Genomic DNA, 20463 nt, shown 5'->3' with positions numbered 1-20463 from the left:
TAAGATATTTGATTGGGCCGCAAGAACAATCGTCCGCCTTAGGGAACAGGAAATGCTGCATAATTCGGCTCGGGCAATCGACATGAGGCTGCATCTGCATTCGCAGACGGATCCGCGGCGGCACGAGCAGGATGGGCCGCTGATCATCTCCGGCGGCGACGGAGTCTATGTCCGCGACGATGCCGGAAACCGTTATATCGAAGGCATGGCCGGCCTGTGGACGGCGTCGCTCGGTTTCAACGATCAGAGATTGGCCGCCGCTGCGGCTGCCCAATTCGCCAAGCTCGCCAACTATCATACGTTCAATCACCGTTCGAACGAGCCCTGTATCGACCTGATCGAGCAACTCGCGGCGGTCTCGCCGATTCCGGACTGCAGGATATTCCTGGCCAATTCAGGTTCCGAAGCCAACGACTCCATGATCAAGCTCGCCTGGTATTATCAGGCGGCGCGCGGCAAGCCCGGGAAGCGGCGCATCATCAGCCGCAACGGCGCCTTTCATGGCAGCACGGTGATGGGCGCGGTGCTGAGCGGCCTGCCGCATATGCACCGTTCGTTCGGCATGAACATCGACGACATCCTCTATGCCGGCAAGCCGCATTTCTACAGCGAAGGGCGGGAGGGCGAGAGCGAGGAGGCGTTCGCCGACCGGCTGATCGCCGAGCTGGAGAGGATGATCCTGGTAGCCGGGCCAGACACGATCGCCGCCATGATCGCCGAGCCGGTGATGGGGGCGGGCGGCGTCATCGTGCCGCCGCAAGGTTACTTCCCCAAGCTGCGCAAGCTGCTCGACAAGCATGACATCCTGCTTCTGGCGGACGAAGTGGTTTGCGGCTTCGGCCGTACCGGCAACTGGTTCGGCAGCCAAACCTTCGATTTCAAGCCCGACATGTTCTCGGTCGCCAAGGGCCTGTCGTCGGGCTACATGCCGATCGCGGCGGTGGTCGTGTCGGATGCGCTCTATCAGTCGATCGCCGACGAGGGACACCGGAACGGCGTCTTCGGCCACGGCTTCACCTATTCGGGCCATCCCGTCGCCTCGGCGGTCGCCGCTGAGGCATTACGCATCTATCACGAGATCGATGTCGTCGGCCGCGCTCGGACGCTGGGCGCGCAGATGTTGGCAGCGCTTCGCAACGCGCTTGCCGATCATCCGATGGTAGGCGAGGTCCGCGGCGTCGGCCTGCTGGCCGGCCTCGAGCTGGTCGCCGACCGGCGCACGAAACAGGGCTTTCCGGCCGAGGCCAGGGTTGGCGCTCAAGTCGAACGCGCCTGCAGGCAACGCGGCATCATCCTGCGCAACATGGGCGACGTGCTGGCGCTCTGCCCGCCTTACATCATCGAGCCAGACCAGATCGACGAACTGGTCCGCGCGCTTTTCCTCGCCATCGAAGACACAAGGGAGAGCCTCTCGCTCTGAGGCTTGGCTGCCATGACAATCACCATCAGACTGGACAAAAGCATGTATCCCGAAGTCGGGCTTTTCATCGACGGCAAGTGGGGACCGGCGAACGGCGGCAAGACTGTCGAGGTTCGCAATCCCGCCACCGATGAAGTCATCGGCTCGGTTGCCATGGCAGGCGCCGCCGATCTCGACCGGGCGCTTGCGGCAGCCGAACGCGGCTTCAGGATCTGGCGCAAGGTCTCGGCCTTCGAACGCGGCAAGGTGATCCGTGAGGCCGCGCGGCTTATGCGCGAGCGCGCCGGCAGGATCGCCGGCCTGCTCAGCCTCGAACAGGGCAAGCCGCTGAGCGAGGCGACGATCGAGGTGCTGGCCTCTGCCGATATCCTCGACTGGTTCGCGGAGGAGGGGCGCCGCACTTATGGGCGCATCGTGCCTGCGAGGGCCGGCAACGTCCATCAGCTGGTCATGCGCGAGCCGGTCGGGCCGGTCGCGGCGTTCACGCCGTGGAACTTCCCGGTGTCGCAGACGATCCGCAAGATCGGCGCCGCGCTCGCCACCGGATGCTCCATCATCGTCAAGCCGCCGGAAGATACGCCTGCCTCGCCCGCCTGTCTTGCAGACGCGTTCAAGGATGCAGGCCTTCCCGACGGCGTGCTCAATCTCGTCTTCGGCAACCCGCCGGAGATTTCGAGCTACCTGATCCCGCATCCGGTGATCCGAAAAGTATCCTTCACCGGCTCCGTTCCGGTCGGCAAGCAACTCGCGGCGCTCGCTGGCCAGCATATGAAGCGCGTGACCATGGAGCTCGGCGGGCATGCGCCGGCGATCGTCTTCGACGACGCCGATCTCGACAACGCGGCGAGCCTGCTGGCGGCGGCCAAGTTCCGCAATGGCGGTCAGGTCTGCGTCTCGCCGACGCGTTTCCTGGTCCAGGAGACATCCTACGCGCCGTTCGTCGACAAGCTCGTCGGCCATGCGCGCGCTCTCAAGGTCGGCGACGGGCTGACTGAGGGCACCCGCATGGGGCCGTTGGTCAATGAACGGCGGCTGCAGGCCGTCGAGGCGATGATTTCCGAAGCGGTGGCCGAGGGCGCCAGCGTCGCGACCGGCGGCAAGCGCATCGGCAACAAGGGCGCCTTCTTCGAGCCGACCGTGCTCAGTGATCTCAGCCCCGGCATGCGCATCATGAACGAGGAGCCGTTCGGGCCGGTGGCGCTGGTCATGCCGTTCGCGACGTTCGACGAGGCGGTGGCCGAGGCAAACCGCCTGCCTTACGGGCTCGCGGCTTATGCCTTCACCCGCTCGCTGAAGACGGCGACCGAGCTTGGCGCCGAGATCGAGACCGGCATGCTGACGATGAACCATCTCGGCCTGGCGCTGCCGGAGGTGCCGTTCGGCGGCGTGAAGGACAGCGGCTACGGTTCCGAAGGCGGCTCGGAAGCGCTGGAAGCCTATCTCGTCACCAAGTTCATCAGCCAGGCGGGATTCTAGTGTCTTCCGACTGGGTTAGGCGAACATCTCCGTGTGCTGTTCGAGCTGCAGGCGGGTGCGGCGGATATGGCCGTAGAGGATGAGGCCGGCCTGTTCGCCGTCGCGCCGCTTCAGCGCCTCGAGGATCAGCCGATGCTCGTGATGCACCGCCGCCATGCCGGCCTTGCCGACCGAAGCGGCGAAAGCGCGGCGGTATTGCTGGGTGGTATTCCAGAATTTGTGGATCATCTGGGCGAGCTGAGGCATGCGCGCCCCTTCATAACTCAGGAGATGGAACTCGCGGTCGAGTTGCAGGAACTCGTCGATGCTGCCGGCGGCTTCGATGCGCGAGACGAGGTCTTCCAGGCGCGCAAGCGTTTCGGGCGAAAGGTTGGCGCTGCTTTCGGAAAGCGCCAGCGGCTCCAGGCGCTCGCGGATCTTGTAGATCTCGATGCATTCGGCGCGATCGAGCTTGGAAATCCAGGCGCCGCTGTTGGGCACGAGGATGACCAGCCCCTCGCTTTCCAACTGCCGCAGCGCCTCGCGCACCGGAATGCGGCTGATGCCGTATTCTTCGGCGAGCTCCTCCTGGCGGACGCGGCTGCCCGGCCGCAGCCGCCCCGACAGGATGGCGTCGCGCAGCGCATCCGTGACGCGGCCGCTGGCCAGGGCGGCGCCGTTGCCCTCGGTTCCGCCGCTTGCGCGTCTGCCGGCCATGATCTCAGTTCCCCGCATGGTGTTGATCCCCAGGATGTTAGTGCATCGGCGAGCGGGTGGGAATCGGCACGAACCAGCCGCTCACAAATGAGGGTTGGCCGGATGCCAGAGGCGGCGCTTTGTCTCCCGCTCATAGGCCTTACCGGCCGGGAACGAGACCAGCTCAAGCTGCATCCCCCAAGGACTCAGGAAATAGACCCAGCTCTGACCGGCGCTCAGCCCCTCGGTGCGCACCGTCGGCTCGCCCAGCACGCGCACGCCCCGCGCCTTGAGATAGGCGACGGCCTCGCCGATATCGTCGACATAGAAGGCGAGATGATGCCCGCCGACATCGCTGTTCCTGGGTTGGACGCCGTCCTGTTCGGGAGCGGAATATTCGAAGATCTCGAAATTGGAGCCGTGCCGGCAGCGCAGGAATTTGAGCCGCTTCATCACGGTTCTCGGATGGACGTTGAGATGGGTTTCCATCCAGTCTCCGTCGGACCGGAAAGGTCCGAGCTCATAGAAGGGCTCGCAGCCGATGACCTCGACGAAGAAACGGACGGCTTCGTCCAGATCGGGAACGGTGAAGCCGATATGATCAGTGCCGCGCAGGCCCGGAAGGCCGTTGCGGGCATGGCTGGTTTCATGAAGCATTGCTTGTCCGGCATCTAAAATCCGACATGACCGTATCCAACATGTGGCAATTGGCAAGAAAATTAGCGGATCTGGCTGAATAAATTCGCCGGATTGTATCCAATAATAGATTTGGCATCTGTGGAGGATTTCATGACAGACAGGACCGCTTACGATCCGGCGTTGGGCATAGCCTATGTCAATGGCAGCTATATGCCGCTCGCGGAGGCTGCCATTCCGATTACCGACCGAGGCTTCGTGCGGTCCGATGCGACCTATGACGTCACCCATGTCTGGAAGGGCCGCTTCTTCAGGCTCGACGACCATATCGAGCGCTTCCTGGCCTCGATGCGCGGCCTGCGTATGAGCCTGCCGCTGTCGAAGGCCGAGATAGCCGACATCCTGGTCGAATGCGTGCGCCGGAGCGGGCTGCGCGATGCCTATGTGCAGATGACCTGCACGCGCGGCGTGCCGCCGGCCGGCACCCGCGATCCCAGGCTCTGCCAGAACCGGCTCTACGCTTTCGCGCAGCCTTTCGTCTGGATCGCCAATGACGAGCAACGCCGCGACGGGCTGAAGATGGTGGTGAGCTCGGTGCAGCGCATCCAGCCAGAATCGCTCGATCCGCGCATCAAGAATTTCCACTGGCTCGACCTGACGATGGGCATCTTCGAGGCCTACGACAACGACGCCATCGTCGCCGTGCTCAACGACGGCAAGGGCAATGTCACCGAAGGCGCGGGCTTCAATATCTTTTCGGTGAAGCACAACGTCATCACCACGCCGGAGCGCGGCGTCTTCGAGGGCATGACGCGCCGCACGGTGATCGAGCTGGCCGGCGAAGCAGGCGTGACCTGCGAGGTGCGGCCGCTGCCGATCGAGGAATTGGGCGAGGCCGACGAGATCTTCATCTCGAGCTCTGCCGGCGGTATCATGCCGGTGACGGTGCTCGATGGCCGCATCTACGGCAACGGCAAGCCCGGCCCGATCACCAATCGCATCCACGATCTCTACTGGGCCGCGCACAGGGAAGGTCCGCTCTGCACGCCGGTCAATTATGAGACGGCCGCATGAGCGCGCAAACACAACGCGTTTTCCTGGTGACTGGCGGCACGCGCGGCATCGGCGCCGCCTGCGTCGAACGGCTGGCGGCGGATGGCGCGCGGGTCGTCTTCACCGGGCGCGATCGGGCCGCCGCCGATGATGTGATCGCCGCGGTCCCCGGCGCCATCTTCGCCGCCGGCGACGCGACCAGCGAGGCCGACTGCAAGCGCGCGGCCGAGATCGCGCTGGAGCTTGGCAAGGGGCGTATCGCCGGCCTGGTCAACAATGCCGGCGCCGGCGGGCGCGCCGCCTTCGACCAGACGACGCTCGACGATTGGAACAGGACGATGACGGCCAACACCACCTCGGCCTATCTGTTCACGCGTCATGCGCTTTCGGGTCTGCGGGCCGCGCGCGGCGCCGTGGTGACGATCTCGTCGGTGGCCGGCCTTGTCGGCGAGGAGGGGCTTGCGATCTACACCGCCTCCAAGGCGGCGCTGATCGGCCTGACGCAAGCGCTGGCGCTCGAATATGGCTCGGAGGTGCGTTTCAACGCCGTCTGCCCGGGTCAGATCGCCACGCAGATGATGGCGAAGACGCTTGCCATTCCCGGCCGCCGCGAGCGGCTGGAAAAGCGCATCCCTGCGGCGCGCCTCGGCACACCGGAAGATGTCGCGGAGGCGGTCGGCTGGCTGCTCTCTCCCGCCGCGGGCTTCGTCAACGGCGCGGTGCTCAGCGTCGACGGCGGCGAGACCGCCGGCTTCATGACGCCGCGCGACGATCCGAAGGCCTGACTTTCAGCCCAGCGGCCGCCCCTGATCGGCCATGACCTGGCGCAAGCCGCGCTCGATATCGGCGGGGCGTGCACAAGCGGCGGCCTCCAGTACCTTGGAAATGCTTGGCGAAGCCTCGCCGCCATGCACGCGCTGGACCGGCTGGTCGAGCCAGTCGAAGCAGCGGTTCTGGATCTCGGCGGCGAGCAGGCCGCCATAGGACGTGCCGCGCGCGCCTTGCTCGACCACCAGCACATTGCCGGTCTTGCGGATCGAGGCTTCGATAGTCTGCCAGTCGAGCCCGGCGCGATCGAGCGAGCGCAGGTCGATGACCTCGGCGTCGACGCCGAGACGTTCGACCGCCTCGAGCACCGGGCGCACCATGGCGAGGTAGGTCAGGAGGGTCATCGCCGTGCCCTGGCGCACGACCTTGGCCTTGCCGAGCGGGATGAAGTAGTCGAGGTCGTCGATCGGCGCCGGGCCGGTGGAATTGTAGAGATCGACATGCTCGATGACGAGCACCGGATCCTTGCATCGCAGCGCGCTGTTCATCAGCCCGACATAGTCGAAGGGGGACGAGGGGGCGACGATGCGCCAGCCGGGCGAGGTGGCGAAGATGCCGGCCGGGTCCATGGAGTGCTGCGAACCGTAACCGGTGCCCATGGCGACCTTGGTGCGCAGCACCAGCGGCACGTCGATATCGCCGCCGAACATGTGGCGCGCCTTGCCGATCTGGTTGAAGACCTGGTCGGCCGCCACCCACATGAAGTCCGGATACATGAACTCGACGACCGGAATATAGCGGCCGTCCATGGCAATGCCGCCGCCGAGCCCGGTGAAGGCGGCCTCGCTGATCGGCGTGCCGAGCACCCGGTCGGGGAAGGCGGCGGCAAGGCCGCGCGTCGCGCCGTTGGTGCCGCCCTTCAGCCGGTGCACATCCTCGCCCATGATGACGATGCGGTCGTCCGTCGTCATGCGGCGCTGCATGACGTTGGCCACCACATCGATAAATTTGGCGTCGCCGGCGATCGCGCCGCCGAAGGTTTCAAGTTCCTCCGTGCGCTGGCCGGATAGCTCGGAGAGATCGCTGCGTATGCCGTGGTCGCGAAAACCTTCGTCCGGCCAGAGCGCCGGCTTGATGCGGTTCTTGCCTTCCACCTGCTCGACGAGGTCGGCGGCGACCTCGGCCATCAGCGCAAGCGCGCGTTCGCGCAGAGCGGCAACGCCTGAGCTGCCGATGATCTGACGCTGTTCCATTTCGCTCGCCAGCCGGTCGAGCGGGTCGCGCGCGCGCCATGCCGCCTCCTCGGCCTTGTCGCGATAGCCGAAGGCGCTGCCGGGCAGGGGGCCGTTCTGATGGAAGTAGCGGTAGACATCGGCCTCGATGATGGCTGGCCCGCCGCCATTGCGCATCAACTCCATGGCTTCCTTCGTCGCAAGATAGACGGCGAGGGGATCCATGCCGTCGACTTTCCAGGCGGGAATGGCGAAGGCCAATCCGCGTGCCGACAGGCGCGGCTCGGCGGTCGCTTCCTCGACATGGGTCGAGACGGCGTAGCGGTTGTTCTCGATGAAGAAGCAGAGCGGCAGCTTCCAGGCGGCGGCGATGTTCATCGTCTCCAGCACCGAGCCGATGTTGACGGCGCCGTCGCCGAAATAGGCAAAGGCCACGTCGCCCTTGCCGGCACGCTTGTGCGCCCAGGCCGCGCCCGCGGCCAGCGGCACGCCGCCACCGACGATCGCGTTGGTGCCGAGATTGCCGGCCTCGGCCCAGCGCAAGTGCATCGAGCCGCCGCGACCGCGACAGAAACCCTGCGCGAGACCGAGGATCTCGGCCAGCGATCTTTGCGCCAGGCCGCGAATGGCCGGCGAGAAATCGTCGGCGGGCGCCAATCCCGTCGGCGCGACATAGCGGATCGACTTGGCGAGGAACTGATGATGCGCGCGATGGGATCCATTGATCTGATCGGTTGCGCGCATCAACGCGGCGGAGCCGACGGCGCCGCCTTCCTGGCCGACCGCGGAATGGGCGGGACCATGCACCAGTCCCTGGCCGGCAAGTTCCAGGACTTTCTCCTCGAAGGCACGGATGAGATGGGCCGAAACCAGCATCGATTCCAGCACGGCCGGATCGGCGTCATCCCAGTCGGCGCGTGTCGTGTGGAGCTCGCGCCAGGGGGCAGACGGGGCCAATGTCGCGTAGTCGGGCATCGTACTTCCTGGCGCGCTGGTGGCTGGTTTGAGAAGCTTATTGGATACGATAGAGGCGTATCGTGCTTTTTAAAAGGCAAAAATTGCCTATATTCATTATCATTGGATACATTGAGTGGATATGCCAGTCTCTGGCCGAGGCGCGCGATGCGATCGGCCCTCGATACCGCGCGTCAGCCTTGTCAGTCCGCCTCGGGCACGAGAATGCGCGTCACATGTTCGGCAATGGCCAGGCTGGAGGTCAGGCCGGGACTTTCGATACCGAACAGATTGACCAGGCCGGCGCTTCCATGGGTCGTCGCATCCTGGATGACGAAGTCGCTGTTTTCTTCGCCCGGACCGGAGAGTTTCGGCCGAATGCCGCTATAGGCCGGCTGCAGGCTGTCGTCGGCCAGATCCGGCCAGTATTTGCGGATCGCATCGTAGAAGCGTTTGCCGCGCGCCGGATCGACGCGGTAGTCGAGCGTGTCGGTCCATTCGACGTCCGGCCCGAACCGGGCCGTGCCGCCGAGATCAAGCGTCAGGTGAACGCCAAGCCCGCCCGGTTCGGGCACGGGGTAGATCAGCCGCGAGAAGGGCGCTCGGCCCGCCACCGAGAAGTAATTGCCCTTGGCGTAGCGAAGCGTCGGCAAGAACTGCCGACCGAAGCCTTCGAGCGAGCCCGCCAGCGCCACGGCGCCAAGGCCGGCCGCGTTGATGAGGCGCGGTGTGGCGATCTCGAAACCTTCACCGCTTGCCGTGTCGCTCGTCTGGAGCACGATACGACCGGCATCGATGCGGCCCGAAACGATGCGTGTGTTGAGCGACAGCATCGCGCCGCTTTCCTCGGCGTCGCCGTGCAGGGCGAGCATGAGGGCGTGGCTGTCGATGATACCGGTGGAGGGCGAGAGCAGCGCCTTGGTGCAATGAAGCGCCGGCTCCAGGGTCTGCGCTTCAGCGGCGGAAACGAAGCGCAGATCGTCGACGCCGCAGGCCGCGGCGCCGGCTCGGATCGCGGCAAGCACGGGTTCCTGGGCCTCGTCGGTCGCGACGATCAGCTTGCCGGAGCGGCGGTGCGGGATCGCGCGTTCCGCGCAGTAGCGGTAGAGCATGTCGCGGCCGGCGACGCAGAGCCGGGCCTTCAGCGATCCTTGCGGATAGTAGATGCCGGCATGGATCACTTCCGAATTGCGCGAGCTCGTCGCGGTGCCGATGGCAGCCGCCGCCTCGAGGATCAGCGTGTCCAGGCCGCGCGCGGCCATCTTGCGCGCAATCGCCAGACCAACCACGCCGGCGCCGGCGACGATGCAGTCGATCTGTTCCATTCTCAGCCTGCCTTGGCCGTGTCGGCGGCGCGCCTGCCGAGCAGCCGTTCGAGAATCACGTTTCCACCCTCGGTGATATCGGCGATGATCGCACGTTCGGCGGCATCGGCATCCTTCTTTTCGACCGCGGCGAGCACCGCGTGGTGATTGTCGATCATGGCGCGGCCGCCTTCATGATAGGATTCCGCGATCAGCGGACCCATCTGCAGCCAGAGCCGGTTAAGGATGCCGCGCAGCACCACCATGTCGCCAATGTCGGCAAGCGCGAAGTGGAATGTCTGGTTGAGCTCCAGCCCTTCGGTCCAGTTCCTGTCGGCGATCGCGCGCTCGTTGCGGGCGATCAGATCGCGCAGCCGCTCGATATCCCTGGCCGTCGCCTTGAGCGCGGCCTCGCGCGCGGCGAGACCTTCGAGCTTCAGCCTGATCTGGCGGATCTCGCGATAGCGTTCCAGCGTGATGATGGGAACGCGCACCTCGCGCGCCGATTTCTGCACCAGCGCCTCGTCCTGGATCAGGCGAAGGATCGCGTCGCGCACCGGCGTGACGCTGGTTCCGAGCGACTGGGCGAGGTCGCGGATGGTCAGCCTGGCATCCGGCGCGAAACGCCCCTTGATCAGCGCCTCGGCGACGCGCGCATAGACGGTCTCGCCGAGGTTTTCGCGCTCGAGCGTTTCGAAGCTGAAGCTCGCCATGCCGTTCCCGTCCCGTTTTTGGCCGCCGGCCCAAAAGAGCTTGACAGTATATCTTATAAGAAACATGATGCATCAAACAGCATAATGCAAGAGGGAACTGCGACCCCTTGGACGAGGGGAGGCAGGGCAATTCCCGCTTGGATGCCTGCAGACAGGAGCCGTCATGGACGCCAGACCGAATTCCCCAGAAGCCCGCGACATCCGCTACCACCTGCACGGCTACACCAACGCCCGCAAGCACCAGGAGACGGGGCCGCTGGTGATCGAAAAGGGCGATGGCATCTATGTCGAGGACATCGCCGGCAATCGCTATATCGAGGCGATGGCGGGGTTGTGGAGCGTCGCCGTCGGCTTCTCGGAAAAGCGACTGGTGGATGCTGCGACGAGGCAGATGTCGAAGCTGCCCTTCTATCACGACTTCGGCTCGAAGGCGCATTCGCCGTTGATCGACCTGGCTGAGCAACTGGTTCAGATGGCGCCGGTGCCGATGAGCAAGGCCTATTTCACCAATTCCGGTTCCGAGGCCAACGACACCGCGATCAAGATGATCTGGTATCGGTCGAACGCGCTCGGCCAGCCGGCGCGCAAGAAGATCATCAGCCGCAAGCGCGGCTATCATGGCGTCACCATCGCCTCGGCGAGCCTGACCGGCCTGCCCAACAACCATCTCTCCTTCGACCTGCCGATCGCCAATATCCTGCACACGTCGACGCCGCATCACTGGCGCGACGCGGAGCCCGGCGAAAGCGAGGAACAGTTCTCCGCGCGGCTCGCCGACGATCTGGAAAAGCTCATCCTTGCCGAGGGGCCTGAAACGATCGCCGCCTTTATCGGCGAGCCGATCATGGGCGCCGGTGGCGTCGTCGTTCCGCCTGCCGGCTATTGGGAAAAGATCCAGGCGGTGCTGTCGAAATACGACATCCTGCTGGTGGCCGACGAGGTGATCTGCGGTTTCGGCCGCACCGGCGAGATGTTCGGCTCGCAGACCTTCGGCATCAAGCCCGACATCTTGGTGCTGTCGAAGCAGATTTCGTCCTCCTACCTGCCGATCTCGGCGCTCGTCATCAATGACAAGGTGTTCGAGCCGATCGCCGACGAGAGCGACCGCATCGGCACCTTCGGCCACGGCTTCACCGGTGGCGGTCATCCGGTCGCCGCGGCCGTCGCGCTGGAGAACATCAAGCTGATCGAGGAGCGCGACCTCGTCGGCAACGCGCGCAAGGTCGGCGCGCATCTGCAGGCAAGGCTGCGCAAGCTCGCCTCGCATCCGCTGGTCGGCGAGGTGCGCGGCGTCGGCCTCATCGCGGCCGTTGAGCTCGTCGCCGACAAGGCAAGCCAGGCGCCCTGGGGCAAGCCGGCGGCGCTCGGCGCGCTGGTCAACGGCTTCCTGCAGCAGAACGGCGTCATCTCGCGCAATATGGGCGACGCCATCGCCTTCTGTCCGCCGTTGATCATCACCGAGGCGCAGGTCGACGCTTTGGTCGATGCGTTCGAGCGTTCGCTCGACGCCGCGTTGCCGCAGGTTCGGGCGCAGGGCTGAGCCAGCCTAGAGCAGTCGAAACGCCCTGTCGGGCGCGCGGCCTATCGCGCGCATTGACACATAAGATATAAGATGTAAGTTGTGAGTTGCGCGATCCAAAAGAGCTGAATGGATACATTTGTACGAAATTCCGCATTTTGAAGTTTGAAATGCCGACGAAGAAGTGGCAGATTGGATACAAAACTGACCGGGATTAACCGGTCGATCGAGTAGAAACTCCAGGCCCTCCAAGGGCAGCTGTTCAAATGGGAGACTGATATGAGTGGATTGAAGAAGACGCTGGCTTTGGCGCTGTCGGCGACGGTGCTGTCGGCCGGAATGGCGCATGCCGCCGACTGGTGGCCGTTCAAGATCGCCTCGGCGAAGGATGGCGACCTCAAGAAGGTCGGAGAAATCGAATACAAGCCGCTCGACAAGGCGGAGAAGCCCTGGAAGCTCTGCGTGCTCTTCCCACATCTGCAGGACAGCTATTGGGTGTCGGTGGACTACGGCATCGTCGAGGAGGCCAAGCGCCTGGGCGTCAAGGTGACGGTGCTGCAGGCGGGTGGATACACCGCGCTGCCGAAGCAGATCTCGCAATATGACGACTGCGTCGCCGCGGGCGCCGACGCCATCCTGATCTCGGCGATCTCGGAAGCCGGCATGGCCGCCAAGATCAACGAAGGCATGGGCAAGGGCATCGTCAACATCGCCGTCGCCAATCCGATCCTGGAGACGCCGATAACCGCCCGCATCACGCCCGATTTCTACCAGAAGGGTTTTCAGACCGGCGAGTATGTGAAGAAATTTCTCGGCGACAAGCAGGGCACCGCGGTTGCATTCCCGGGTCCGCAGGGCAGCGGCTGGGCCGAGACCTACATGAACGGCTTCCGTGACAGCACCAAGAGCGGCAACATCAAGCTGGTCGGCGAAATGTTCGGCGAGGCCAGCGTGCCGGCGCAGCTCAAGCTGGTCGAGGATGCGCTGCAGACCCATCCGGACGTCAACGTCATCTGGGGCGGCGCGCCGACGGCGGAAGCCGCGATCGGTGCCGTCGCCGACGCCAGCCTGAGCAACGTGACGATCATGTCCTCCTATGAGAACCAGACTATGCTGAAGGCCGTCAAGGACGGCTCGGTGCTGGGCTTCGCCACCGAATATCCCGTCATCATGGGGCGCATCGGCGTCGACCTCGCGGTCCGCGCCCTGGAAAAGAAGGATCACGAGAAGGTCCTGCTGGTTGCCCCCGGCATCGTTACCAAGGACAATGTCGACAAGATCGACACGACCCAGATCTTCGCGCCGGACAACTGGCGCCCCGTGTTCTCGGTCGAATAGTAACGTGGCCGCCGGCGCGGCCTTCAGCTTCGCGATTGGATCGCGATCCTCCCGGCCTGACCGCCTTGCAGAAGGCGGTCAGGCGACTTGATGCAATTCCTGGCAAAACCGCCGCGCAGTTTACTCGAATTGCTCTTGCCGGCTTTGGGGCCTTTGGACGAGATGCTGCAAGTTACAGGGTTCACCAAGAGATTCCGAGGCGTAGCCGCGCTCGACAATGTCGACTTCTCCCTCAACGAGGGCGAGGTCCATGCGTTGCTTGGCGAGAATGGCGCCGGCAAGTCGACGCTCATCAATCTCATTGCCGGCACGTTTCCCTGGGCCGAAGGCGTCTACCGCATCAATGGCCGCACCATCACCAGCCTGACGCCGCAGGTGGCGCAAGAGATCGGCATTGCCGCGGTCTTCCAGGAATTCAGCCTGGTTCCGGACCTAACCGTGGTCGAAAACATCTTCCTCGGCCGGGAACAGTCATCCGGGCTGTTCCTGAAACGCAAACAGATGCGCCAGGCAGCGGCCGAGTTGCTGGACAGCCTCGGCTTCCATTTGCCGCTCGACGAGAAGGTCGCATTCCTATCGCGCGCGCAAAAGCAGATGGTCGAGATCGCTAAGGCGCTGCGCATGCGGCCGAAGGTGCTCATCCTCGACGAGCCGACCGCGTCGCTCACCGACGGCGAGGCGGAGAAACTGTTCAACGCCGTGGTGCTGCTCAAGGCGCGCGGCGTCGGCATCATCTATGTCTCGCATCGTATGAGCGAGATCCGCAATCTCTCCGACCGCGTCACCGTGCTGCGCGGCGGCAAGAAGATCGGCACGGTCGTCACCGCCGAGATTTCGGACGAGGGGCTGATCGAGATGATGGTCGGCCGTCCCGTCGACCAGCTTTTTCCGAAGATCGAGCACAAGCCCGGCGCAGTCAGGCTCGAAGTGCGGGATCTCACGACGGAAAAGCACTCCGTCATCGGCGCTTCCTTTATCGCCCGCGCGGGCGAGGTGGTCGGCTTGGCCGGTCTCGTCGGCTGCGGGCGCAGCGAACTCTGCCGCGCCGTCTTCGGCCTGGAGACCGTCGAGGCCGGCGCGATCATGCTGGGCGACAAGGCGGTCGAGCGGCCGACGCCGACGTCGATGCTTGCCGCCAATGTCTGCTATTTCCCGGCAGATCGCGGCTCGGAGGGCCTGGCGCTGGCACGCTCGGCGCGCGAGAACGCAACCATGAGCTCGCTCGACCTGCCGGAACTGTCGTCCGGGCCGGTGCTGAAATTCTGGCGCGAGAACGAGACGATCAAGACGCCGCTCGCCAATCTGGCGCTGAGGCCCATGGCGCCTGAGCGCAAGGCGTCCGCCTTCTCCGGCGGCAACCAGCAGAAGCTGATGCTGGCGCGCGGGCTGATGAAGCCGTTCGACGTCTACCTGTTCGACGAACCGACCGTCGGCATCGATGTCGGCGCCAAGGCCGATGTCTACAATCTCATCAAGTCGCTGGTCGAGGCCGGCGCCTCGGTCGTGGTCTCGACATCCGAATTGCCGGAGCTGATCAATCTCGCCTCGCGGGTCTATGTCATGCATGAAGGCAAGGTGGTCGCCGAGCTTGCACAGGATGAGCTCAGCGAAGCCCAGGTCCTGTCGCATTATTTCGGAGGTCGCGCATGAGCTCGGAAACGGCGACCATGACCGTTGCCAACGCGCCATCGCATCGCGCGAGCCGGCTCGACCGCTTCCTCATGCAAGGCGGCATCGTCATCACGTTCCTGGTCGTGGCGGTGGTCGCGACCGCGCTGATCGAGCCACGCTTCCTCAACCGGCTCAACCTGCTCAATGTCATGCGCAATTTCGCGCTGCTGCTCATCCCGTCGCTGGCGCAGATGCTGGTGATGACGGCCGGCGGCTTCGACCTCTCCGTCGGCGCCGTGGTGGCGGCGACCTCGGTGGTGGCGGCTGCCGTGATGCTTGTCGGCAGCGGCTATTTCCCGGGCATGGAGCTGGTCGTCATCCTTGCCTCGCTGGTCATCGCGCTCGGCGCCGGCGCGCTTGTCGGGCTGGTCAATGCCGGGCTTGTGGCGACCTTCTCGCTCTCGCCCTTCATGGTGACGCTGGCGATGATGTCGGTGCTGATGGGCATCGCGCTCTATTTCACGCAAGGCATCCCGATCTATGGCGTGGCCGACTCCTTCATTGCCAATGTCGGACGCGGCCAGTTCCTCAGCCTGCCGATCGTGCTCTGGGTGGGATTGGCGGTGCTTGCCGCCTGCATCGTCATGCAGCGCTTCACGGCGCTCGGCCGCCACATCTATGCGGTCGGCAGCGATCAGCGCTCGGCGCGCCTGTCGGGAGTCTCCACCGGCCGCACGCTGATGGTGGCCTATATGCTTGCCGGCCTGCTCGCCGCGCTCACCGGCTTCCTGATGACGTCGCGGCTCGGCTCCGGCCAGTCGACGATCGGCGGAACCCTGGCGCTCGAAACCATTGCCGCTGCCGTCATCGGCGGCGTCTCGCTGCGCGGCGGCGTCGGCCGCGCGGAACTGGTGGCGCTTGCGGCGCTGTTCCTGTCGGTCATCGCCAACGCGATGAACCTGGTGCAGGTCGACAGCAAGTACCAGACGCTGGTGCTCGGCGCGGTTTTGATCATAGCCTTAGCCATCGAACGGCTTCTGCTGAGGAAGCGGCAGTCATGAGCATGGAGGCCAAGACACAACCGATGGCTCAGAGCTCCGGCCTTTCGCTGAAAGAGTTATTGCGCGCCGCGCGTTTGCCGATCGCCATTGTCGTTGTCCTCATCCTGTTCGGCCTGGTCGAGCCGCGTGTTCTGTCCCTCGGCAATTTCCGCAACATCGCGCTGCAGGCGAGCTATCTCGCGATCTTCGCCATGGCGCAGACCATGGTGCTTCTGACCCGCGGCTTCGACCTTTCTCTCGGCTACACCGTCTCGCTGGTCAGCGTCGCCGCCTCGATGGCGATGGTGGCGATGGGCGGCGGCGATGCCTCGATCCTCTATGGCGTCGGCGCCGCGGTGCTAATCGCCGGCGCGATCGGCCTCGCCAACGGCGTGCTGATAGCCGGCATCGGCATCAACCCGCTGGTGACGACGCTCGGCATGGCCAATATGGTGCTGGCCTTCGCCTCGACGATCAGCGGTGGCTTCCCAGTCACCGGCTTGCCGAAGGGCCTCACCGCCGAGTTCGCGCAGGGATCGCCGCTCTCGATTCCGATGCCGATCTGGATCGCCGCGCTGGCGTTCGTGCTGTTGTTCCTCGTGCTCAAGGCGACGCGCTTCGGTCGAAGCCTCTATATCATCGGCGCCAATCCCAGGGCGGCGGTGGCGGCAGGCATCCGCACCGTGCCGGTGCTGGTGCTGGCCTACGTGCTTTGCGCGCTGCTGGCAGCGCTCGGCGCCCTTTTGCTCACCGCGCGCACCGGCTCCGGCGAGCCCAATCTCGGCGGCAATCTCACACTGGAAGCCATCGCGGCCGCCGTGGTCGGCGGCGTGCGCCTTTCCGGCGGCGAGGGCGGCGTGGGTGCCGCCGTGCTCGGTGCGCTGTTCGTCACCGTGCTCTCCAACGGCATGAACCTCGTCCAGATCGACGGTTATCTGCAGCAGATCTGCCTGGGCGTCATCATCATCGTCAGCCTGATCGTCAATCGCGACGAAGCCAGGCGCTGATACTCCAACCCTTCGGGAAGCTCGTATGGCCTATCAAGTTTGCATCGATATCGGCGGCACCTTCACCGACTGCCTTGTCTCGAACAGCAAGGGCGAGATCGCCATCTTCAAGTCGCCGACGACGCCGGGCGAATTCGAAAAAGGCTTCATCAACGTGCTGCATGTCGCGGCCGAGGGGTATGGCCTGAGCGGCGCCGACTTCATGAGAGAGATCGACCTCATCGTGCACGGTTCGACCGTGTCCACCAACGCGCTGGTCGAGCGCAAGACGGTCAAGGTCGGCCTCATCCTGACCGCCGGTCACCAGGACATACTGGTGCTGCGCGAAGGTCCGCGCAAAGGCGCCTTCCAGTGGCGGCTGAACTATCCCGATCCCTATGTGCCGCGGCATCTCACCAAGACCGTCGCCGGCCGTATCGACGCGCGCGGCCGCGAGCTTGCGCCGCTTTCGCTGGATGACGTGCGCAAGGCCGCCGCCGAGTTCCGCGGCCTGGGCGTCGAGGCGATCGCCGTCGGCCTCTTATGGTCGGTAGTCAATCCGGCGCATGAGCTTGCCGTGCGCGAGATCCTGGAGAAGGAGCTGCCCGGCATCCCGGTGACGCTCAGCCACGAGATCAACCCGATGCCGCGTGAATACAAACGCATCATCGCGGCCGCGATCGATGCCTCGATCAATCCGATCGTGCGCACCTATATCGAGAAGCTGAAGACGGCGCTCGACGAGGAAGGTTTCGAAGGCGAACTGCTGCTGGCCAATTGCGTCGGCGGCATGATGCCTTTGGCTGAGATGATCCGGAAGCCGATCTACAGCGTCATGTCCGGCCCGACGCTGGCGCCGATGGCGGCGCTGGCGCTCTCCGACGAGCCCGACATCATCGTCGGCGACATGGGCGGCACCACCTTCGACGTGTCGGCGCTGCGCGACCACCAGATCATCGTCACGCCGGACAGTATGATCCATGACGATTCGCTCGGCATTCCCAAGGTCGACGTGCGCTCGGTCGGCGCCGGCGGCGGCTCGATCGCCTTCGTCGACGAAGGCGGGTTGCTGCAGGTCGGTCCGCGCAGCGCCGGCGCGCGGCCGGGCCCGGCCTGCTACGGCCAGGGCGGCACCGAGCCGACTGTGACCGATGCCAATGTCGTGCTTGGCATTGTCGATCCGGATTACTTCCTCGGCGGCAAGATGCAGCTGAAGCGCGAGTTGGCGGAGGCCGCGGTCGACAAGATTGCCGCGCGGCTCGGTGTGACGCGCGAGGAAGCCGCCTACGCGATCTACACCACCAGCAACCACAACATGGTGGCGGCGATCGAGGAGATCACCGTGCGCGAAGGCATCAATCCGCGCGACTCCTTCTTCGTCTGCGGCGGCGGCGCCACCGCCATCCACATCGCCGAGATGGCCGATATCCTCGGCTTGAAGCGCTACATGGTGCCGCGCTTCATGGCCGGCCTCAGCGCTTTCGGCGGCCTGATCTCCGATATCCGCTCGGAAGAGAGCGCGGTGCTGCTCACCTCCGATGCCGACTTCAACGTTGCCGGCGTCAACGATGCGCTGAAGCGCCTGAAACAGGCCGGCAACAATTTTCTCGCCGAAGCCGGCGTCGCGGCGGAAAACCGCCAGTTCGAATTCTCCTTCCTCGGTCGTTACGAATACCAGTCCTTCGAGATTGAGGTGCCGTTCGAGGCCAAGGACGGGATGGTGTCCGAGAGCGATCTGCCGGGTCTGGTCGAGGCCTTCCACAAGATGCATGAGCGCATCTATTCGATCCGCGCCGACAACGACGTCGTCGAGTTCACGGCGTGGAAGCTGCGCGCCATCGGCAAGCGCTCCGGCCAAGACATCTGGCAGAAGAACACGCTGCCCGATCAGGTCGGCGCCATCGACCTGAAGGCCAGGCGCGGCATCTACCAGCAGGAGAGCGGCCGTGTCGAAACGGTGCCCGTCTACGAACTTGCGCAGCTACGTGCCGGCGCGCAGCTTGCCGGCCCCTGCCTTGTCGAAGCCGAGACCTTCACGGCTTATCTCAAGGACCAGCATCAAGGGCAGATCGACCGTTACGGCAATCTCGTCGTCAACATCGCCTAGTTCCACAATCACGTGAGAGAACGACCCATGGACTCCATCAACAGGCTCGAACTCGACGTCGTCACTGAACGCCGTGTCGACCCCTTCCTGATGTCAGTGCTGAAAAGCCGCTTCGAGGTGATCGTGCGTGAGATGACCCTGGTCGTCATGCGCGCCAGCCGCTCGGCGGTGATCAAGAACGCGCGCGACTTCTCCTGCGCCATCCTGACCTACGATCACCGGCTGGTCTCGGTCGAGGACGCCCTGCCGATCCACGTCATGTCTATGGACATGGCGACGCGGCCGCTGACCGACCTGTTCGACGACATCACGCAGGGAGACATCTTCCTCAACAACTGCCCCTACACCGGCGGCACGCACCATGCCGACCTGATCATGGCGATGCCGGTGTTCTTCGAGGGCGAGCCGCTGTTCTGGGTCGTGGCGCTGTCGCACCACGCCGACACCGGCGCGCCAGTGCCGTCGACCTATCTGCCCTTCGCCAAGAACATCTTTGAGGAAGGCATGCATTTCCCTTGCGTGCGCGTCGCGCAGAATTACGAGGAGAAGAAGGACATCCTGCGCATCGGCACGATGCGCAACCGCGTGCCGGACATGTGGCTGGGCGACGTGCGCGCGCAGATCGGCGCCTGCCGCACCGGCGAGCGCCGCATCAGCGAGTTGTTCGCGCGCTACGGCCGCGACACCATTCTCGGTTTCGTCGAGGATTGGTTTGACTACGGCGCGCGCTGCGCCAAGGCGGCGATCGCCAAGCTGCCGGCCGGCAGCTACAGCTACGAGACTCGCCATGACCCGGTGCCGGGCGTCGCCGACGAAGGCATCCCGGTCAAGGTGACGATCAATGTCTATCCGGAGAAGGGCGAGATCGTCGTCGACGTGCGCGACAACATCGACAATGTGCCGGGCGGCCTTAACCTGTCTGAGAACACCGCGACCGGCTCCTGCCGCATCGGCGTTTTCAACAATCTCGACGAAAGCATTCCCCACAATGAGGGCGCGAAGTCGCAGATCAAGGTGCTGTTGCGCGAGGGAAGCGTCGTCGGCAAGCCGAAATATCCGGTCGGCACCTCGGTCGCCACCACCAATGTCAACGACCGGCTGATGATCGCCGGCAATTGTGTCTTCTCGCGCATGGGCGCGCCTTACGGTCAGGCCGAGAGCGGCTCGCACCTGCCGGCCGGCGTCGGCGTCATCTCCGGCGCGGACCCGTTCAAGCACGGCAAGTCCTATGTCAACCAGGTCTTCGTCGGTTATGCCGGCGGCGGCGCCCGCCACGGCTTCGACGGCTGGCTGACCTATTGCGGTCCGGCCAATGCCGGCCTCATCCAACTCGACTCGGTCGAGGTCGACGAGTCGATGTATCCGATCGTCATCGAGCGTCGTGGCGTGCTGCCCGGATCGCAGGGCTTCGGCGAGTTCGAGGGCGCGCCGGCGACCGGCGGCGTCTTCTATCCGCTCGACCACGACATGACGATTGTCTACGCGGCGGACGGCACCAGCTTCCCGCCGCGCGGCGTGCTGGGCGGGGGCGACGGCAAGGAGAGCGAGACGATCAAGCTCCGCGCCGGCGAAAAGATCGTGCTGCCGGCCTTCAGCGAGGAGACGATCGAGGACGGCGCCAGGATCGAATT

General features: G+C 64.7%; 16 protein-coding genes (1 of these 16 cut by a window edge). 11 read left to right on the top strand and 5 right to left on the bottom strand.

Annotated features, from left to right (window positions below; genetic code table 11):
- The first annotated feature begins 52 nt into the window (after positions 1-52).
- On the top strand, positions 53-1420 hold the full coding sequence (locus WDX12_RS04890) for an aminotransferase (protein ID WP_434724132.1): 1368 nt from the start codon (positions 53-55) through the stop codon (positions 1418-1420).
- Between the two features lie 42 nt (positions 1421-1462).
- A complete protein-coding gene (locus WDX12_RS04885; RefSeq protein WP_434724131.1) occupies positions 1463-2896 on the top strand; it encodes an NAD-dependent succinate-semialdehyde dehydrogenase in 1434 nt (477 codons plus the stop codon).
- Positions 2897-2911: 15 nt separating this feature from the next.
- On the opposite strand, the gene WDX12_RS04880 is transcribed toward WDX12_RS04885, so the two are convergent.
- Together WDX12_RS04880 and WDX12_RS04875 are read right to left on the bottom strand one after the other, a co-directional pair.
- Complete coding sequence (locus tag WDX12_RS04880) at positions 2912-3592, bottom strand: GntR family transcriptional regulator (protein WP_052467741.1); 681 nt, start codon at positions 3590-3592, stop codon at positions 2912-2914.
- An 81-nt stretch (positions 3593-3673) separates the two neighbouring features.
- Positions 3674-4228: a VOC family protein gene (locus WDX12_RS04875; RefSeq protein ID WP_434724130.1), complete on the bottom strand. Its 555-nt coding sequence runs from the start codon at positions 4226-4228 to the stop codon at positions 3674-3676.
- Between the two features lie 132 nt (positions 4229-4360).
- Here WDX12_RS04875 and WDX12_RS04870 point away from each other — a divergent pair, with 132 nt between their 5' ends.
- Positions 4361-5281: an aminotransferase class IV gene (locus WDX12_RS04870; protein WP_434724129.1), complete on the top strand. Its 921-nt coding sequence runs from the start codon at positions 4361-4363 to the stop codon at positions 5279-5281.
- Positions 5278-6045, top strand: coding sequence for an SDR family NAD(P)-dependent oxidoreductase (locus WDX12_RS04865; protein ID WP_434724128.1), 768 nt, complete (start codon positions 5278-5280; stop codon positions 6043-6045). Before WDX12_RS04870 ends, WDX12_RS04865 begins: the two co-directional genes overlap by 4 nt.
- 3 nt (positions 6046-6048) lie before the next feature.
- On the opposite strand, the gene WDX12_RS04860 is transcribed toward WDX12_RS04865, so the two are convergent.
- The 3 genes from WDX12_RS04860 to WDX12_RS04850 all read right to left on the bottom strand — a co-directional run bounded on the left by WDX12_RS04860 (position 6049) and on the right by WDX12_RS04850 (position 10231).
- Positions 6049-8235 carry an alpha-ketoacid dehydrogenase subunit alpha/beta gene (locus WDX12_RS04860; protein ID WP_434724127.1) on the bottom strand — a complete coding sequence of 729 codons (2187 nt, stop codon included), beginning with the start codon at positions 8233-8235 and terminating at the stop codon, positions 6049-6051.
- A gap of 182 nt (positions 8236-8417) precedes the next feature.
- Entirely contained in the window at positions 8418-9539 is a 1122-nt protein-coding gene (locus tag WDX12_RS04855) for an NAD(P)/FAD-dependent oxidoreductase (protein ID WP_320298828.1), read from the bottom strand.
- A 2-nt stretch (positions 9540-9541) separates the two neighbouring features.
- Complete coding sequence (locus WDX12_RS04850) at positions 9542-10231, bottom strand: GntR family transcriptional regulator (RefSeq protein ID WP_434724126.1); 690 nt, start codon at positions 10229-10231, stop codon at positions 9542-9544.
- Between the two features lie 163 nt (positions 10232-10394).
- On the opposite strand from WDX12_RS04850, the gene WDX12_RS04845 reads away from it, so the two are divergent.
- From WDX12_RS04845 to WDX12_RS04815, 7 genes are all read left to right on the top strand, one after another.
- Positions 10395-11771, top strand: a complete 1377-nt coding sequence (locus WDX12_RS04845; protein ID WP_320298826.1) for an aspartate aminotransferase family protein — start codon at positions 10395-10397, stop codon at positions 11769-11771.
- 258 nt (positions 11772-12029) lie between these two features.
- Positions 12030-13088, top strand: coding sequence for a TMAO reductase system periplasmic protein TorT (gene torT, locus WDX12_RS04840; RefSeq protein WP_434724125.1), 1059 nt, complete (start codon positions 12030-12032; stop codon positions 13086-13088).
- A gap of 162 nt (positions 13089-13250) precedes the next feature.
- Positions 13251-14738 carry a sugar ABC transporter ATP-binding protein gene (locus WDX12_RS04835; RefSeq protein WP_320298824.1) on the top strand — a complete coding sequence of 496 codons (1488 nt, stop codon included), beginning with the start codon at positions 13251-13253 and terminating at the stop codon, positions 14736-14738.
- Entirely contained in the window at positions 14735-15760 is a 1026-nt protein-coding gene (locus tag WDX12_RS04830; protein WP_434724124.1) for an ABC transporter permease, read from the top strand. The genes WDX12_RS04835 and WDX12_RS04830 overlap by 4 nt, the downstream gene beginning before the upstream one ends.
- Positions 15757-16746 (top strand): ABC transporter permease, encoded by a 990-nt coding sequence (locus WDX12_RS04825; RefSeq protein WP_434724123.1) that lies wholly within the window; start codon positions 15757-15759, stop codon positions 16744-16746. The genes WDX12_RS04830 and WDX12_RS04825 overlap by 4 nt, the downstream gene beginning before the upstream one ends.
- A gap of 25 nt (positions 16747-16771) precedes the next feature.
- Positions 16772-18832, top strand: coding sequence for a hydantoinase/oxoprolinase family protein (locus WDX12_RS04820; RefSeq protein ID WP_434724122.1), 2061 nt, complete (start codon positions 16772-16774; stop codon positions 18830-18832).
- Positions 18833-18859: 27 nt separating this feature from the next.
- Positions 18860-20463, top strand: partial view of a hydantoinase B/oxoprolinase family protein gene (locus WDX12_RS04815; protein WP_434724121.1) — the 5' portion only. 193 nt of this gene lie beyond the right edge of the window; 1604 of the gene's 1797 nt are visible here — the first part of the coding sequence; it begins with the start codon at positions 18860-18862; its stop codon lies off the right edge, out of view.

It is taken from the genome of Mesorhizobium sp. RIZ17, assembly GCF_051127865.1.
GTDB classification, from domain to species: domain Bacteria; phylum Pseudomonadota; class Alphaproteobacteria; order Rhizobiales; family Rhizobiaceae; genus Mesorhizobium; species Mesorhizobium humile.
The sequence above is the reverse complement of the archived record's forward strand: the minus strand, read 5'-3'. Positions and strand labels throughout refer to the sequence as shown.